The following is a 17,510-nucleotide window of genomic DNA, read 5'->3' on the forward strand; positions in this document are numbered from 1 at the left end:
TTTGCCCTGTTTTGCTTTCTGTATCAGTTCATTTTGCCACAAGCTCAGCAGGTTCGCCTAATGGGCACCATGCTATATGAACGTTAAACGCACGATCCGACATATCCACCAGGATGATTAATTTCAGTTATGATTGTGACGCTTAGCGAAAAAGGAGAAGACATGCTTTCAATCGCCAGACGTACGGCAGCAGGTGCGGCCATTTTACTGATTATGCCTTTGGCCGTATGGCTTTCAGGCTGGATGTGGCAGCCCGGGCATAATGCCGCGTGGCTGAAAACGTTATACTGGATAACGGAAACGGTCACCCAGCCGTGGGGGATAATTACCCACGTACTCCTCTGCGTCTGGTTTCTGTGGTGCCTGCGCTTTCGTTTGCGCGCGGCGCTGATGCTCTTTGCGATCCTTGGGGGCGCTATCCTTGTCGGTCAGGGCGTGAAGTCCTGGGTTAAAGATCGCGTTCAGGAACCGCGTCCTTTTGTCGTCTGGCTGGAAAAAACGCATCATGTTCCGGTGGATGAGTTCTACAATTTAAAGCGAAAAGATCGTGGCGCGCTGGTGAAAGAACAGCTTTCGGAACAGCAGGATATCCCGAAATTCTTGCGTAAACACTGGCAAAAAGAGACCGGGTTCGCGTTTCCTTCCGGTCACACCATGTTTGCGGCCAGCTGGGCGTTACTGGGGGTTGGGCTGCTTTGGCCAAGGCGCCGAACGATCACTATCGTGATTTTACTGGTCTGGGCGACGGGAGTCATGGGCAGCCGCCTGCTGCTGGGGATGCACTGGCCGCGCGACCTGGTCGTCGCCACGCTCATCTCATGGCTGCTGATTATGATGGCGACCTGGCTCACTGAACGATTCTGCGGCCCGCTAACGCCACCGGCAGAAGAGAAAGAAGAAATAGCCGAAAGGGACCAGACGGACGCCTGACGGTTGATATTCCGCATTTTGCCCATAGATCCATGACCTGCGCGTCACTTTTTCCGTTTCGCGCTCGTCGCTAAAATGGTAGTTTATAAAGCTGATTGCGGTGAATTGAACACACTTTATTCGCTTGAACCACATAACGGGAAGTAATGTGAAATATTTACTCATTTTCTTACTGGTATTGGCGATTTTTGTCATTTCAGTCACGTTGGGTGCACAAAACGATCAGCAGGTGACGTTTAACTATCTGCTGGCTCAGGGTGAGTATCGCGTCTCGAGCCTGCTGGCGGTATTATTCGCTGCCGGTTTTGCCATTGGCTGGCTGGTTTGCGGTCTGTTCTGGCTTAAAGTCCGTGTCTCTCTTGCGCGCGCTGAACGTAAAATTAAGCGACTCGAAAATAACATTGCCCCTGCGTCTGACATTCCGGAAAGCTCTGGTGTGCCGGTCGTGAAGGAATAATCGACTATGCTGGAGTTGTTGTTTCTGCTTTTGCCTGTAGCCGCAGCCTATGGCTGGTATATGGGCCGCAGAAGTGCGCAACAAACAAAACAGGATGAGGCCAACCGGCTCTCCCGCGACTACGTTGCGGGGGTGAACTTCCTTCTGAGCAATCAGCAGGACAAAGCGGTAGACCTGTTCCTCGATATGCTGAAAGAGGATACGGGGACGGTTGAAGCGCATCTCACCCTGGGCAACCTGTTCCGCTCGCGCGGCGAGGTCGATCGCGCCATTCGTATTCACCAGACCCTGATGGAAAGCGCCTCGCTGACCTACGATCAACGTCTCCTTGCGGTACAACAGCTGGGGCGGGATTACATGGCCGCAGGGTTGTACGATCGCGCAGAAGATATGTTCGCGCAGCTGGTGGACGAAACAGATTTCCGCATCGGCGCGCTGCAGCAGCTCCTGCAGATTTATCAGGCCACCAGCGACTGGCAGAAAGCCATTGATACCGCTGAACGTCTGGTGAAGCTGGGTAAAGATAAGCAGCGCGTTGAGATCGCCCATTTCTACTGTGAGCTTGCGCTTCAGCAGATGGGCAACGACGACATGGATAAAGCCATGGCGCTGCTGAAGAAAGGCGCCGCCGCGGACCGCAACAGCGCGCGAATCTCCATCATGATGGGGCGCGTCTTTATGGCGAGTGGCGACTACGCCAAAGCCGTTGAAAGCCTGCTGCGGGTTATCGACCAGGACAAAGAGCTGGTCAGTGAAACGCTGGAAATGCTGCAAACCTGCTATCAACAGCTCGACAAGCAGGAAGAGTGGGTAGCTTTCCTGCGTCGCTGCGTGGAAGAAAATACCGGTGCCACCGCTGAACTGATGCTTTCAGACGTCGTTGAGCAGTATGAGGGAAGCGACACCGCGCAGGTTTATATTACGCGTCAGCTACAGCGCCATCCGACCATGCGGGTGTTCCATAAGCTGATGGATTACCACCTGAACGACGCTGAAGAAGGGCGCGCCAAAGAGAGCCTGATGGTGCTGCGCGACATGGTTGGCGAACAGGTGCGCAGCAAGCCGCGTTATCGTTGCCAGAAGTGTGGTTTTACCGCGTATACGCTCTACTGGCACTGTCCTTCCTGCCGCGCCTGGTCCACCATCAAGCCAATCCGCGGCCTGGACGGGCAATAATTTTTTAAAAGGCCGTATTTTAGTTACAACATACTAATGGTTTTTCCCCTGTCCTGAACTCCGTGCGGTTTGCCGGCCAGGCAGGCGCGTAAATGGATCCTGTCAATTTGCGGCGTCGGCAGGTAGAATGCTGGCCGTTTATCTGTTCCGCGCCGCTGCGCGCCCATAGACGAAAAGGGCTGGTCATGACGTCTGTTACATCCTCCACTTCCCGCGTAATTACGGATTCTCCTGTTGTTGTTGCGCTTGATTACAATAAGCGTGACGCTGCACTGGCGTTTGTCGACGGCATCGACCCTCGCGACTGCCGTCTGAAAGTTGGCAAAGAGATGTTCACGCTGTTTGGACCGCAAATCGTTCGCGATCTGCAGCAGCGCGGCTTTGACGTTTTCCTCGACCTGAAATTCCATGATATCCCGAATACCACGGCGCACGCCGTTGCCGCAGCCGCAGAGCTGGGCGTATGGATGGTCAACGTCCATGCATCGGGTGGGGCAAGAATGATGACGGCCGCCCGTGAGGCGCTCCTGCCGTTCGGTAAAGATTCACCGTTGCTGATTGCGGTCACCGTTCTGACAAGTATGGACGAAAACGATCTGCGCGACCTGGGCGTGACGTTGTCACCCGCCGAGCATGCCGAACGTCTCGCGCGTCTGACGCAGCATTGCGGCCTGGATGGCGTCGTCTGCTCCGCGCAGGAAGCGGTACGTTTCAAATCAGCGCTGGGCCAGGATTTTAAACTGGTTACGCCGGGTATTCGTCCTGCAGGCAGCGAAGTGGGCGATCAGCGCCGCATTATGACGCCTGAGCAGGCGCTGGCTGCTGGCGTTGACTACATGGTCATCGGGCGTCCGGTAACGCAGTCTGCCAACCCGGCAGAGACGCTTAAGGCTATTAACGCATCGCTGAAAAAGGGGGCCTAATGACCGATTCCAACAGCCGTCTGGTCTATTCAACCGACAGCGGGCGTATAGACGAGCCGAAAGCGAAAGTGGAACGTCCTAAGGGGGACGGCATCGTTCGGATCCAGCGCCAGACCAGTGGACGAAAAGGGAAAGGGGTTTGCCTTATCTCCGGCATTGACCTGGATGATGCTGAACTGGCAAAGCTGGCGGCCGAGTTGAAAAAGAAATGTGGCTGCGGCGGCGCCGTGAAAGACGGCATTATTGAAATCCAGGGAGATAAGCGCGATTTAATAAAATCTCTGCTGGAAGCCAAAGGGATGAAAGTCAAACTGGCAGGCGGTTAAAATAAATGAGCCACGGCAAATGCCGTGGCTCGTGTTATATACGTGCGTATGTCAGACCTGAAATACGTTCAAATATCGCAATACCGGGGAAGGCTTAGATAATAATTATTTGCCAACCTGGTGACCGATAATACCACCGACAGCAGCGCCACCTAATGTACCCAGCGTACTACCATCCGTTAATACTGCACCACCGAGAGCACCGGCACCGGCACCAATAGCGGTGTTACGGTCACGTTTAGACCAGTTAGAGCACGCGCTCAGGGACATTGCTACAGTGATTGCCAGAACAGCGGCGGCTAATTTTTTGCTGGTTAAGGTCATAATACTTTCTCCTGAATTATCGATTCACGGAAAGATGTACACGTTAAGTATAGACGAATCGAATACTTAATTCTGTTCTCCGTGAAAGCTGGTCGCGCAGGCGTTACGTAATCACGCAGGTGATAGTCACTTCCTGTTATATCGCTAACATTAATTTTACGACTTTAATGCAGGTTAAACAGGTAAAAACTCTTAAAGAAGTACCAGGAATCATCTCAGAGAAAGAAGGGCGTATGCGCCCGAAATTCGGGCGCGGAGGGAACTCAGGCGGTCGTTTTAATAATATTGACGATCAGCCCGTCATCTTCCAGTTTATTACGGTGCGCGTCGCTCAACCGTTCATCGGTAATCACGCGGCTAAAGCGTGAAACCGGGCCCATCGTATAAGGGTGAACGGCGCCAAATTTAGAGCTGTCGGTCAATACAATGGCTTCACACTCTTTTTCCAGCACGGCATTCACGACGTCAGAGCGCATCATATCCCGGCCGGTAAAACCTGTCTCAGGCTGCCAGCCGTCAATCCCGATAAAGGCCTTGCTGAAATGAACCTGCTGAACATACTGTCGGGTCAGCGGGCCAACCATGCTTTCACTTTTTTTCTGGTAAATACCGCCCAGCAGGATCACCTCGCAGCGCGTCTCTTTGAGCAAATGCGCGATATAGCTGCTGACGGTGATGATGGTAACGTCTTTTTGATCGGCAAGCGTGCGCGCCAGCAGGGCATTACTGCTGCCGTTTTCAATAAAGACGGTCTCGCCGTTGTTCACCAGAGACGCGGCAAATTCCGCCAGTTCACGTTTGAGCGCGTAGTTATTCATCATGCGCGTCTCAACGTCATCACTGTCCAGCGGGACAGCATATCCGTGCGCGCGACGCAGGTAGCTCTGTTTTTCCAGCAGATTAAGATCCTGACGGATGGTGACTTCAGAAACGCCAGTGGTTTTAGCGAGATCGACTACGCTTACGCGTCCCTGATCGATGACCATCTGCAAAATGAGTTGTTGTCGGGAATTCATAGCATCCATTTAATAAAGCGAAACGAGGTCGGAGACGATGGGATTAAACTTCCCACGGCGCTTTTGGCTGTCCGTTTTCTGGCGCATTGTCGGCACCATTCTGAGCAAGAAGTTCAGACTTCAGGATCTCGAGATTACGGATAGCAGAGTGATAATCGCCCGCCACCAGGATATCCAGCACGGTATCAATTCGTTGTGCTACAGCTTGTGCGTCAATAGTCGACATAATCTCACCCCAGGCGCGAAAAGTTAATATTTTCAATGATGCAGAAAATAGGATCAAAAGAGAAGGGAAAAAATGCAATAACTAAATTACATAAACGTAAGTGATAAATTTATTCCCCCTCATGCAGCAGGCTTAATGAGTGGATTAGTCTAAAACTGCGCGCAAGGCGCTTTTTTATAAGAGGAATTAGACTATGACAGTTATCAATCAGCCTACCTGCACACTGTTTACCGATACTGAACGGTTCACGCAGCTGTCAGGGTATTACGAGGCGGAGCGTCACACGGTCTGGATGATGCTGCGGGCTCAGCCACGTCCTTGCTTTAACCATGCGTTAATAGAGGAGATCATGAACTTTTCATGGCTGGTTCGCCAGTCCGGGTTTGCGGTTGATTTTTGGGTAACCGGATCGCTGGTTCCCGAGATGTACAATACGGGCGGTGATTTACAGTTCTTCGTCGAGTGCATTCAGAACGGACGTCGGGAAGCGTTACGGGCGTACGCTCGCGCCTGCGTTGATTGCGTCCATGCGGCCTCGCGGGGGTTTGATACGGGAGCCATCACTCTGGCAATGGTCGAAGGCAGTGCGTTAGGGGGCGGGTTTGAGGCCGCTCTGGCGCACCATTTCGTCCTGGCTCAGCGCGATGCCCGTTTAGGTTTCCCGGAGATTGCCTTCAACCTGTTTCCCGGTATGGGAGGATATTCCCTGGTTGCACGCCGTTCAGGCATGAAGCTGGCGGAAGAGCTTATCTACAAAGGGGAATCCCATACGGCTGAATGGTACGAACAGCATGGGCTGGTGGATGTCCTGTTTGAACCCGGACAAAGCTATGTCTCCACCCGAACCTTCATCGATACGCTGCGGCCAAAACTGAATGGCGTCAGGGCGATGCTGCGCGCCCGTACGCGCGTTCTGCAATTGCCTCGCAGTGAACTGATGGACATCACGGAAGATTGGGTTGATGCCGCTTTCTGCCTGGAGCCGAAAGATATTGCCTACATGGAGCGTCTGGTCACGCTGCAAAACCGCCATCACGCGGCGGGCCTGCGTAAAGCCAGTTAACGTTGATTTCGCGCTTGATATCGTTTTAGCCATCGCTCGAATGCGGCAGCGGGCATCGGCTTAGCAAACAGAAAACCCTGCCGTTCGTTGACGCCGTTCTTGGTCAGAAAGGCGTCTTCTTTTGCATTTTCCACACCCTCGGCAATCACCTGCAGATTTAACGCCTGCGCCACCGCGACGATAGCGCGCACCAGTGACTGGGAAATAGACTGCTTATGAATATCCCTGACGAAAGATTGATCGAGCTTAATGGCGTCGATAGGGAAGCGGGCCAGCTGAGAAAGGGAAGAATAGCCGGTACCAAAATCATCCAGATGAATTTGCGCCCCGAGTCGGCTGAACTGCTGGATCACGGACAGCGCCAGCTCTTCATTTTCGATAAGACAGCTTTCGGTCAACTCGACGTCGACCGGGCAGTATTCAAAATTCAGATCCTTCAGCGCCTGCTTTAAGTCGCTGAAGATGGTCTGGTCGGCCAGCTGGCGAGCAGAGACGTTCACCGCCACGCGCAGGTTTATTCCCTTATCGCGCCATTTTGCCACCTGGCGAACCACATCGAGCATCACCCAGCGGCCCAGCGGCACAATCAACCCCGACTCCTCGGCATAAGAGATAAACTCCAGCGGCGGGATCAGGCCGCGTTCTGGTGATTGCCAGCGGACCAGCGCTTCAAGGCTTCTGACTTCTCCGCGCCAGGTTATTTTCGGCTGATAGTGGATCAGAAGCTGATCGTTATCCAGGGCCTTGCGCAGGTTGGTATCTAGCCAGAGATACTCAAACACGCGCTGGTTCATCTCGGGTGAGAAGACGCAGAACTTGCCCCGGCCGTTCTCTTTGGCGGTGTACATGGCAGTATCGGCGTTGCGAATAACGCTTTCCCGGTCGTTCCCGTGCTGTGGGGCGAGGGCGATACCCAGAGAGCAGCCGGTATAAATCTCAATCAGACCGATTCGGAACGGCTGGCGCAGACGGGTTAAAATGCGCGACGCCATCGCCTCCAGAGAGCCCTGAGAGGTATTGGTGGCCATGACGATAAACTCATCGCCGCCAAGACGCGCCAGCACCTGTTCTTCATCCAGACAGCTCAAAATGGCGAGGGCGACAGCCTGCAACAGCTGATCGCCAAACATATGCCCGTAAGCGTCGTTGACCTTTTTAAAGTTATCCAGATCGAGATACACCACGCCCACCTGCGTGTCGCCGCGGTTGTCGATGGCGTCAGAAATCAGATCGTGGATCGCATTGCGGTTTGGCAGGCCGGTGATGGTATCGGTATTGGCCAGCACGCGCAGCCGCTCCTGAGCGCGGCGCTCCTCGGTAATATCTGTCCCGGAACAGATGAGGAAAATTTCATTTTTACCGCTGCCGCTGTGCACGAATTTGTTTCTGAACAGAAACAGCCGCTGCCCTTTACGCGTTTTGATCCAGCGTTCGACTTCGTAGGAGCTGCCGTTGCGAAAAAAACCGGTAATATTGCGCTTTGAGGCTGCCGCTTCGCTGCGGCTCATAAACAGCTTAAATACGTTCTGACCAATGACTTCTTGCTCTTTCAGGCCGGTGTACTCTTCGCTAAGCCGGTTAAAACGCTGAATATTGCCGTGCTGATCGAGGATAACAATGACGGAGTTGGCCTCGGAGACAACCTGTTCCGCAAAAGAGAGCCCCTGAGCCAGATCGCGCGCCACGGAGGGCGTATCATTCCAGGCGGAAGCGGTGCCTGCCCACTCGTTGCGGGTAATTTTACGGCCCACAAGATGAACCGGGACATCTTCCCCGTACAGGGAGAGCGACATGGAAATGCTGGAGGTTATAACGGTTAAATGACGGATGAGATCGGCCTGTTCATCGTCCAGCGCCACGACCTGAGTGACATCGGCATTTTCGCTGGTGGAAAGGTGCAGAGCGTTGCTGTCAGCTGACAGGCGCCACCACGGGCTGTGAGTCCCCATGTAGCGAAACAGCAAATTCTGCTCCAGATCGTCCATCATGTTTTCTCCCGCAGCTGTTCATTAGCGCACAAATTATTCATTTGCTGTCGACTTTTCCGTTGAGAAACAGCGGCAAAACCGAAGTGAACCTATTGTTTTTCCCTGCTTTCTTATAATAAAACGAGCCAGGTGAAAAAGGATACTGAGCGTATAGAAATTCACGTAACCGAATATAACAACACTCTTTTACTGTAGATAATTATGGCGGTTTTGGGCGAAGGGATACTGAAAATAGTAAGGAAAAATAATGATTTTGTGGCGGGGATAAAAAGAAAAATTGTCGGCCCTTCCGGAAAGGAAATAGCCGACAATTGAACCGGTTATCAGGCGATAGGGCGCGCGATAATACTGCGGGTTTCCATGCGAACTTCGGCGATAGTGACGTCAATCACGTCGGTGACTTTGTAAACTGTTTCACCTTTAATTTGCACGGTACCGTTTTCCTGGCTACAGACCATTTCGTCACGAACCGCGTGCAGGAACGGCGCAGGAATAAACGCGACAGCACCGTTATCGACCAGGCGGACGCGCATACCTCCGCGGCTGATATCAATGATCTCTGCGGCGAAACGGGTATCCGTACCGGCTTTATCCTGCAGGAAGCGTGCGTACAGCCAGTCTCCAACGTCACGTTCCGCCATGCGGTTCAGGCGGCGACGATCGGCCATCTGCAGCGTGGTGTCCTCCTGAGGACGGGCAATGGTTTCACCTTTGATAATCGCTTTCAGCAGACGGTGGTTGACCATATCGCCATACTTACGGATCGGCGATGTCCAGGTGGCGTAAGCTTCGAGGCCAAGACCAAAGTGCGGGCCAGGTTCGGTGCTGATTTCAGCGAAGGACTGGAAGCGACGAATGCGGCTGTCCAGGAAACCCGACGGCTGCGCGTCCAGTTCGCGGCGAAGCTTGCAGAAGCCCGGCAGCGTCAGCACTTCTTCCGGATCAACGTGCACATCGTGAGTCTTCAGCAGGGCCGCCAGCGCTTCGGTATTCGCCGGATCAAAACCGGTGTGGACGTTGTAAATGCCAAAGCCCAGCTTGTCGCGCAGCACGCGTGCGGCGCAGATGTTGGCGGAAATCATCGCCTCTTCAACGATGCGGTTCGCAATGCGTCGCGGTTCGGCCACGATGTCCAGCACTTCGCCTTTCTCGCCCAGAACAAAGCGATAGTCCGGGCGGTCTTTGAACACCAGCGCATGGGTTTTACGCCACTCGCCGCGGTTGAGGCAGATGCGATGCAGCAGACGGATTTGCGCGGCAATGGCGTCTGATTCAGGTTTCCAGCTACCGGTATTTTCAAGCCAGTCGGAGACGTTATCGTAGGCCAGCTTGGCTTTCGATTCGATGGTGGCGGCAAAGAACTCGATATCGTCTTCAATCGCGCCATCTGCGGCGATAGTCATGCGGCAGGCAAGGACCGGGCGCACTTCATTTGGACGCAGCGAGCAGAGATCGTCTGACAATTCGCGCGGCAGCATCGGAATGTTGAAGCCCGGCAGGTAGTTAGTGAACGCACGGATTTTCGCGGCGTCATCCAGCTTGCTGCCTTCGGCAATCCAGGCGGTTGGATCGGCAATGGCGACGGTCAGATGGAGTTTGCCATCGGCGCCTTCTTCAGCGTACAGCGCGTCATCCATATCTTCCGTGCTGGCGCTGTCGATGGTGACAAACTCCAGTGCGGTGAGATCGCGGCGCGTCAGACCTTCGTCCTGCATCTCGGTCGCTACGCCGTTCGGCGCTTCTTTTTCAAGATTATGGCGTGCCAGCGTGACCCACCATGGCACGAAATGGTCGGCGCCAAAGGTGATGAACTGGGTCAGCTCAGCATAAAAACCGCGATCGCCTTTCAGGGGATGACGACGCATTTCTGCTACGGCCCAGTCACCTTCTTTAAAATCATGCTCAACGCCACGGGCGGCGCGGCAGGGAATGGCATCTTTCAGCAGGGGATGATCCGGCACGATAGCAAGACGATCGTCTTTTCTCTGCACCTTACCCACAAAACGGGTCAGGAACGGTTCGATCAGTTCTTCCGGCTCGGCAGACTCGCGGTCCTTCTCGGTATGAATGACGGCCATGACGCGATCGCCATGCATCACTTTCTTCATCTGCGGAGGCGGAATGAAGTAGCTTTTCTGCGCGTCAACCTCAAGGAAGCCAAAGCCTTTTTCCGTGGCTTTTACGACCCCTTCTGCACGCGGCGTCTGGGAATGCAGTTGCTGTTTAAGCTGCGCTAGCAGCGGGTTGTCCTGAAACATAATGTTCTATTTTCGTAGCCATTGAGCGGCTGACAGTTTTACGCGATTCTCACTGTCTCAGCAAGCGCTCTTTGGGTAATTAGTATGGTTATTCCTCTTTACCAAACGCGACTTTCAAACGATTGAGCCAGCCATCAAACGCGCTCCGGGTAAGCAGCATGATGGCATGTTCGCCGGGGAGTCCTTGATCCGTGAGAGGGGTAAACTGCGCGGCGCTGAAGCGGTCCGGAGAGCGCGTCAGCAGTTCGACCGCCGCCGAAAGTGCGGGGGACGTCAGCGGGATCGCTTCGCGGGTGTTTAACAGGATCTCTCCGGTCAGGTCGAGCAGCGACGGCTCGTGGCAAAGGACCGGCGTCAGCGCCTCCAGTGCGGATTCTGCCTGCCAGCGAGACAGCGACTCAAGCTGATGTGCACTCGCATAGCGCAGTTCGACGACGGGCAACAGGGGCACCCAGGCGGCGTGGCGCGCGGGGAGCGTGTGCGGCTGAATATGATGGCCTGGCAACCAGCGAACGGGGTGTCCCAGCAGCGCCTGAAAAACCGCGACCACGCGCGCCTGAAAACCGATAAACCCGATAATCTGGTTAATCACCACAATGTCATATATTGACAGGCCAACCTCATCAAGCTGGTTCTGCGCTTTATCATCGATGACATCAGGGGAGCTGGCGAGCTGGCGGGCATACTGTGTAATTTGCGCCAGACGTCGGTTGCTTTCACGCGAGGAGTCCGGGCCGGGAAGCGGGGCGAGGAGGGCGGCGTAATGATTACAGAGCCGCTGAACGCCACAGGCCTGTGCGACCGTTAGCGCGGTGCTGAGCCGATCGTAGGCGCTGAGCGTATGCAGGCGGTTCACGGGAATTGAGAGCGGAAACAGCTGGTGGCACAAGGCTCTGGCAGGGGTAAGCCAGCCAGAACAGGCGGCGACAATCTCATCAGGCAGGGCTAAATCGAGCAAAAAACGATCGTCAACGTTAGCGGCTTCGGGCACCAGAGGCAGAACATCTGTCTGCGCGTGGTTCGACTGGGTCTCGTGATACCAGTGGCCTTTGCCGGAAAAACGGCGTTGTTCCATGTGCGTTCCTTGATCTCAAAATGGCGATCAATATCCTGGCGTAAGGCAGATAAAGGGAAAAATATTGTTAGGTGATAACAAATAGCAGAACGGAATAACGAAGGGGCGGTGCGGGGGGAAACTCTCTTCCCGTGCGGGAAGAGAGTCACAGCTTATTTAATTTCCAGCTCGTTCATAGCAGCGATGTTGAAGCCGCCGTCAACGTGAACTACTTCGCCGGAGATACCAGCGGAAAGGTCAGAGCACAGGAATGCTGCAGAGTTACCCACATCTTCAATGGTAACGGTACGACGAATCGGGGTAACCGCTTCGCAGTGTGCCAGCATTTTACGGAAATCTTTAATACCGGAAGCTGCCAGGGTGCGGATAGGACCTGCAGAGATGGCGTTAACGCGCACGCCTTCAGGACCCATTGCGTTCGCCATGTAGCGTACGTTGGCTTCCAGAGAGGCTTTCGCCAGGCCCATAACGTTGTAGTTAGGGATAGCACGCTCAGCGCCCAGGTAGGACAGAGTCAGCAGGGCTGCGCCCGGGTTCAGCATCGTGCGGCAGGATTTCGCCATCGCAACGAAGCTGTAGGAGCTGATGTCGTGAGCGATTTTGAAGCCATCACGGGTAACCGCGTTCACGTAGTCGCCGTCCAGCTGGTCGCCAGGAGCGAAGCCAATGGAGTGAACGAAACCGTCGAATTTCGGCCATGCTTTTGCCAGTTCAGCAAACATGCCGTCGATGCTTTCGTCTTGTGCAACGTCACATTCCAGAACGATGCTGGAACCCAGCTGCGCGGCAAACTCTTCAACACGGCCTTTCAGCTTGTCGTTCTGGTAGGTGAACGCCAGCTCAGCGCCTTCGCGATGCATTGCCTGTGCGATGCCGTATGCGATGGACAGTTTGCTGGCAACGCCAGTCACCAGAATGCGCTTACCGGAAAGAAAACCCATAGCTTTAATCCTTATATTCATTGCTAATTTTGCCTTGTAATTCATAGCGTTACAGGCAGTATTTCAAAATCATTCGAAATTAGCTCGAAATTATAGCCCACTCACAGCCCCTTGTGTCACGATATTTCTCGCTCTTCTCCGAAGACGCCTGCTCCGAAGAATGCGCCGCGGACTCGCGGGGGCTCAAAATTTCAGCATTCGTCCAGTATATCACTCGGCAACAGCTTCGCCTCATCCAACCAGCGAGGAAGCGCGATCCCGTAAGGGTATTCACGCTTTCCTGAGGTTGTCGATGAAGCGCGCGATGACGATAAAGAAAACCGGTACGAAGAAAATGGCGAGAAGCGTACCGCTAATCATCCCGCCAAATACGCCGGTACCGATGGCATGCTGCGTACTGTCGCTCGCACCACTGGCCAGCATCAACGGAACAACCCCTAAGGTGAAGGCTAACGACGTCATCAGAATAGGGCGCAGGCGCTGGCCGGCGGCATGAATGGTTGCCGCCAGCAGGGGCTGCCCCTGGCGATGGAGCTGCCTGGCAAATTCAACAATCAGAATGGCGTTTTTGGCCGACAGGCCGATAAGCGTAATCAGGCCGACCTTGAAGAAAACGTCATTCGTCATGCCGGCAACCGACACCGCGATCACCGCGCCGATAAGGCCCAGCGGAACGACCAGCATGACCGCAAAAGGAATAGACCAGCTCTCATACAGGGCGGCCAGCACCATAAACACGACCAGTATCGACAGGACGATAAGGCCCGGAAGCTGAGATTCTGATTTTCTCTCCTGCAATGAGCTCCCGGCCCACTCGCCCGCCATGCCCTGAGGTAAATCTCTGGACAAACTCTCCATAACCTTCATTGCGGTGCCGCTGGACTCTCCCGGCGCCGCACTTCCGGTAATGCGAATAGCCGAATATCCCTGATAACGCGTCAACTGCTGCGGCGCAACGTGCCAGGAAAGCGTGGCAAACGTTGATACCGGCACCATCTGCCCCATCCGGTTTTTCACTGATAATGTCAGTATCTGCTCAGGCTGCATTCGGTAGGGCGCATCGGCCTGAATAATCACCTGCTGAACGCGGCCGTTATTCGTATAGTCATTGACGTAATTTGAGCCCAGGGTGACGGAGAGCGTCTGGTTGATTTCATCAAATGAGACGCCCATCGCTTCCGCCTTTTCTCTGTCCACCTGGAGCGCAAGGCTTGTTCCTTCCGGCAGACCGTCTATATACACGTCACTCAGTTCAGGGCGCTGATTGGCCTGCAGGACCAGCGTGTCGGCAGCGCGCTTTAACGCCTCGTAGCCCAGTCCCGCTCTGTCCTGCACGTACCATGTGAAGCCCGACGAGGTGCCCATATCCGAAATGGCCGGCGGGAGCAGGCTCATCGTGACGGCATCGGAGACGTTAGCCATGCTGGCCTGTATTTGGTCGGCTTCCCCCTGGGCCGTCGAGCCCTGCCGATCTTTCCAGTCCTTCAGCGTGGTGAAGGCCATAGCCGAGTTTGGCCCTGAACCTGAAAATCCAAAGCCCAGGATCATAATGTTGCTTTCAATATCCGGCCGGGTCGCAATTTCCTCTTCAAATTTTTTAACCACGTTGAGGGTACGCTGCATCGTGGCATCTGAAGGCAACTGGATTGAGGACATAAAGTAGCCCTGATCTTCATCCGGCAGAAAAGACGACGGTAGCGAAGACAATCCCAAAAACAGCGCAGCACAAAGCGCAGCGTACAGGAGCAGCATACGCCCGGTTCGCTTCAGAACGGCACCCAGCCCGGCTTCGTAACAGGCGGTGAGCGAACGGAAGCGCGCGTTAAACCCGACCGCGAACCTTCCGCCTCCGCTCTTTCCTGCCTTATGCGGCTTGAGTAACGTTGCGCACAGGGCAGGCGTCAGCGTCAGGGCAAGAAACGCGGACAGCAGTATGGAAACCGCCATGGAAATACAAAATTGTCGGTAGATAATCCCGACGGATCCTTCCGCAAACCCCATGGGAATAAAGACGGCGGTCAGCACCAGCGTGATGCCAATAATCGCCGGGGTGATTTCCTGCATGGCTTGCCGCGTGGCGTCACGCGGGGACAGGCTTTTTTCCTCCATCAGTCGTTCAACGTTCTCCACGACCACAATGGCATCATCAACGATAATCCCTATCGCCAGCACCATGCCGAACATCGTCAGAATATTGATGGAGTAGCCGCTCAATAGCATCACCGTGAAGGTGCCAAGAAGGGCGACGGGAGCAACAATCGCCGGGATAAGCGTACAGCGTATCTTGTGCAGAAACAGCAGCATAACCAGGAAGACGAGGACCATCGCTTCTACAAATGTCTGAACAACCTTCATGATAGAAAGTTTCACAAACGGCGCGGTATCGAAGGGGATCGTAAACGCCATTCCTTCGGGTAACACCCGGGAAAGTTCGTCGATGCGCGCCCGTACGCCGGAAGCCGTACTCATCGCATTCGCACCAGGCGAGAGCTGGATTGCTGCCGCCGTTGCGGGCACGCCATTTTCACGGATACCAAAAGCGTAGCTTTGCAGACCAGATTCAATCCGCGCAATATCGGACAGCCTCAGGCGGGCGCCGGATGCGTCAGATTTCAGGGTGATATTCCTGAACGCCTCTACCGAGGAGAGCTGTCCCTTCACGGTGATGGGATACGCCACCCCTTGTCCTGCAGAGGCGGGCTCATCTCCCGTTTTGCCGGGCGAAACGAGGGCATTTTGCTGGCCAACGGCGGTAAGAACATCGCTTACCGAAAGCCCGTAGCCGTGGAGCTTCATGGGATCCAACCAGATGCGCAGCGCTTTTTCGCCGCCAAACAGCTGAACTTTCCCTACGCCGGGCACGCGACGAAGCTCGTCACTGACGTTTCTGGCAAAATAGTCGCTTAAATCGGCTTCCTCAAATTGACCCGTCGCGGACTTAAGCCCCACCATCATTAAAAAGCCAGAGTTAGCGGCCTCGACGTTAATCCCGTTTTGCCTTACCGCCTGAGGTAGACGAGGCTCGACGATCTTAATCTGATTCTGCAGATCCATCTGCGCCAGCTTGATGTCCGTGCCCGGTTTAAACGTGACGGTAATCGATGCCGAACCGGTTGTGTCACTGGATGATTCAAAGTAGAGCAAATTATCTACGCCAGAGATTTCGCGCTCGATTAACGATACCACCGACGTGTTCATGATATCGGGACTGGCCCCCGGATAACTGACGGAAATAATGATTGCAGGCGGCGCCACTGCCGGATACTGCGCAACCGGCAAACGGGGAATTGACAGGAGTCCTGCCAGAACGATAAAAAGCGCTACTACCCAAGCGAAAACGGGGCGTTCAATAAAAAAATGCGGCATTAAATTAACGTCCTGTTACGTGAATTTCATCATCAGTGGATACGCGCTTGCCGATATCCCTGAGCTGCGAAAATTTCTCAAGAAGCTGCGGCGCGTCATCGAGGCTCGTCGCGAACATCCACATGTAGGTCATCACGGAGTAAATATGTCCGGCGGTGATGCCGGTTGAGCGCGTCATCCAGACGATGGTCAGCGTAAAAAGCGCGGCAACGAGCACGCCAACCCACAAATAACCCCACGCTTCGCGGTCAGATAATGCGATACGTAAACGCGCCAGCGTGGAGTAATGTCGGTGAAGCGTGGCTGTGCCCGCCTTATGGACATAATCCACTTCTTTTTCCAGCCGATTATTCAGGCGCATGAACAGCCATTCATTTTTACGGGCATATCCTGAGACAAATCCGAGCAGGATAAATACAATCGCAAAGCACATGACGCCGGCCCAAAATTCAATAAACAGCAACATGATTGCGGCACCAAAAAGTGAGCTCAGCGAGGTAATAAGCAGGGGAAGGTGCATTTCAAAGAAATCCACATATTCGCGCGAGAGCGTTACCCTGGCGGCGATCGCCGAATGGTTAAGCTGGTATTTGCGCTGTGCCAGGACGACGGAAACCGCGAGTCCGGCATAAATGCGTGCAAACGTGCGCGTGTCTACGCTTCGTCTGGCCGCACCGATGAACCACATGCAAAGCACCATCAGGCCATACAGCGCGGCGTTAAGCGTTTCACCGGCGAGGATGGCATTTATCGCGATGCCAGCCAGAACGGGATAAAGTAAAAACGTCACGTTTTCGGCCACCACCAGGAAAAAAGTGACAACCAGTTTTTTCCGGTGCCGTATCGCGAGTTTTTTTAGCGAGTGCATCACTCCGGCAGGTTCAGAAGAACGAAAATTATTATTACGGTTCATCATTATGGGTAAGTCATGTCAGACTTTTCAGTGAGTTATTTTTGTGTGAAAGAGTGAGGTAGAGACTCTACCGCGCGCCTGTTTAGCGGACATGGGCGGTTTATGGAGGACGTGTGGAGCAGCGGCTCAAATCATTCTCATAATGAGGTAAAGCGGTGTTCCGCCAAAAAAAATGATCAAATAACACTCGTAGTAAAAGACCAGATCCTCGATATCGGGCATCGCGTTTAACAGTACGGTGAACGTAATAATGAGATAGACAAAAATCATCATCAGCCAGAAGGCGACGACGAGTAGCTCAGTCAACGCGCCGGCTTTATTTTGGATCATCAGAGAGACCACCGATAATGCGATGCAGCCATAGATAATGGGTGAAGAGAGCAGCGTCGAGGCGACTTTTTCATCCATTCGGTGCACCAGTACCAGCCAGGTATAAAGTAATCCCCACGACAGCAGCAGGAACAGGGAATATATACCCAGTTTTTTAGGAGAGAAATATTTAGAAAGTTCCATGTTCATTATTTCAGC

The 17,510-nt window shown here is 54.0% G+C and carries 16 protein-coding genes; 6 read left to right on the forward strand and 10 right to left on the reverse strand.

Going from position 1 to position 17,510, the window contains the following annotated elements; translation table 11 throughout:
- Positions 1 to 162 precede the first annotated feature (162 nt).
- From pgpB to yciH, 5 genes are all read left to right on the forward strand, one after another.
- On the forward strand, positions 163 to 930 hold the full coding sequence (pgpB, locus tag DEO48_RS00245) for a phosphatidylglycerophosphatase B (RefSeq protein ID WP_109844028.1): 768 nt from the start codon (positions 163 to 165) through the stop codon (positions 928 to 930).
- Between the two features lie 148 nt (positions 931 to 1,078).
- A complete protein-coding gene (locus tag DEO48_RS00255) occupies positions 1,079 to 1,387 on the forward strand; it encodes a LapA family protein (RefSeq protein WP_023312067.1) in 309 nt (102 codons plus the stop codon).
- 6 nt (positions 1,388 to 1,393) lie between these two features.
- Positions 1,394 to 2,563, forward strand: coding sequence for a lipopolysaccharide assembly protein LapB (lapB, locus tag DEO48_RS00260; RefSeq protein ID WP_023312066.1), 1,170 nt, complete (start codon positions 1,394 to 1,396; stop codon positions 2,561 to 2,563).
- 185 nt (positions 2,564 to 2,748) lie between these two features.
- Complete coding sequence (gene pyrF / locus DEO48_RS00265) at positions 2,749 to 3,486, forward strand: orotidine-5'-phosphate decarboxylase (protein WP_023312065.1); 738 nt, start codon at positions 2,749 to 2,751, stop codon at positions 3,484 to 3,486.
- On the forward strand, positions 3,486 to 3,812 hold the full coding sequence (gene yciH, locus DEO48_RS00270) for a stress response translation initiation inhibitor YciH (protein ID WP_023312064.1): 327 nt from the start codon (positions 3,486 to 3,488) through the stop codon (positions 3,810 to 3,812). Before pyrF ends, yciH begins: the two co-directional genes overlap by 1 nt.
- Before the next feature lie 105 nt (positions 3,813 to 3,917).
- On the opposite strand, the gene osmB is transcribed toward yciH, so the two are convergent.
- The 3 genes from osmB to DEO48_RS00285 form a co-directional block, all read right to left on the reverse strand.
- Positions 3,918 to 4,136, reverse strand: coding sequence for an osmotically-inducible lipoprotein OsmB (gene osmB, locus DEO48_RS00275; RefSeq protein ID WP_008501216.1), 219 nt, complete (start codon positions 4,134 to 4,136; stop codon positions 3,918 to 3,920).
- Between the two features lie 263 nt (positions 4,137 to 4,399).
- Positions 4,400 to 5,152, reverse strand: coding sequence for a DNA-binding transcriptional regulator YciT (locus tag DEO48_RS00280; protein WP_023312063.1), 753 nt, complete (start codon positions 5,150 to 5,152; stop codon positions 4,400 to 4,402).
- Positions 5,153 to 5,195: 43 nt separating this feature from the next.
- Positions 5,196 to 5,378, reverse strand: a complete 183-nt coding sequence (locus DEO48_RS00285) for a hypothetical protein (RefSeq protein WP_029740522.1) — start codon at positions 5,376 to 5,378, stop codon at positions 5,196 to 5,198.
- Between the two features lie 193 nt (positions 5,379 to 5,571).
- Between DEO48_RS00285 and DEO48_RS00290 the strand changes: the two genes are divergently transcribed.
- Positions 5,572 to 6,441: a crotonase/enoyl-CoA hydratase family protein gene (locus DEO48_RS00290; RefSeq protein WP_058841294.1), complete on the forward strand. Its 870-nt coding sequence runs from the start codon at positions 5,572 to 5,574 to the stop codon at positions 6,439 to 6,441.
- Here DEO48_RS00290 and pdeR read toward each other — a convergent pair.
- The 7 genes from pdeR to DEO48_RS00325 all read right to left on the reverse strand — a co-directional run bounded on the left by pdeR (position 6,438) and on the right by DEO48_RS00325 (position 17,495).
- Positions 6,438 to 8,429, reverse strand: a complete 1,992-nt coding sequence (gene pdeR, locus DEO48_RS00295) for a cyclic di-GMP phosphodiesterase (RefSeq protein ID WP_029740520.1) — start codon at positions 8,427 to 8,429, stop codon at positions 6,438 to 6,440. The genes DEO48_RS00290 and pdeR overlap by 4 nt on opposite strands.
- Before the next feature lie 323 nt (positions 8,430 to 8,752).
- Complete coding sequence (locus tag DEO48_RS00300) at positions 8,753 to 10,687, reverse strand: exoribonuclease II (protein WP_109843963.1); 1,935 nt, start codon at positions 10,685 to 10,687, stop codon at positions 8,753 to 8,755.
- A gap of 88 nt (positions 10,688 to 10,775) precedes the next feature.
- Positions 10,776 to 11,762 carry a CMD domain-containing protein gene (locus DEO48_RS00305; protein ID WP_109843964.1) on the reverse strand — a complete coding sequence of 329 codons (987 nt, stop codon included), beginning with the start codon at positions 11,760 to 11,762 and terminating at the stop codon, positions 10,776 to 10,778.
- A 152-nt stretch (positions 11,763 to 11,914) separates the two neighbouring features.
- Positions 11,915 to 12,703, reverse strand: a complete 789-nt coding sequence (fabI, locus tag DEO48_RS00310; protein ID WP_109843965.1) for an enoyl-ACP reductase FabI — start codon at positions 12,701 to 12,703, stop codon at positions 11,915 to 11,917.
- Between the two features lie 270 nt (positions 12,704 to 12,973).
- Positions 12,974 to 16,069, reverse strand: coding sequence for a multidrug efflux RND transporter permease subunit (locus tag DEO48_RS00315; protein WP_109843966.1), 3,096 nt, complete (start codon positions 16,067 to 16,069; stop codon positions 12,974 to 12,976).
- 4 nt (positions 16,070 to 16,073) lie between these two features.
- Positions 16,074 to 16,985 carry an ABC transporter six-transmembrane domain-containing protein gene (locus tag DEO48_RS00320; RefSeq protein ID WP_181366947.1) on the reverse strand — a complete coding sequence of 304 codons (912 nt, stop codon included), beginning with the start codon at positions 16,983 to 16,985 and terminating at the stop codon, positions 16,074 to 16,076.
- Positions 16,986 to 17,108: 123 nt separating this feature from the next.
- Positions 17,109 to 17,495: a transporter gene (locus DEO48_RS00325; protein WP_181366948.1), complete on the reverse strand. Its 387-nt coding sequence runs from the start codon at positions 17,493 to 17,495 to the stop codon at positions 17,109 to 17,111.
- Positions 17,496 to 17,510: the final 15 nt, after the last annotated feature.

It is taken from the genome of Enterobacter sp. CGMCC 5087 (genome assembly GCF_003144775.1).
Classification (GTDB): domain Bacteria; phylum Pseudomonadota; class Gammaproteobacteria; order Enterobacterales; family Enterobacteriaceae; genus Enterobacter; species Enterobacter cloacae_M.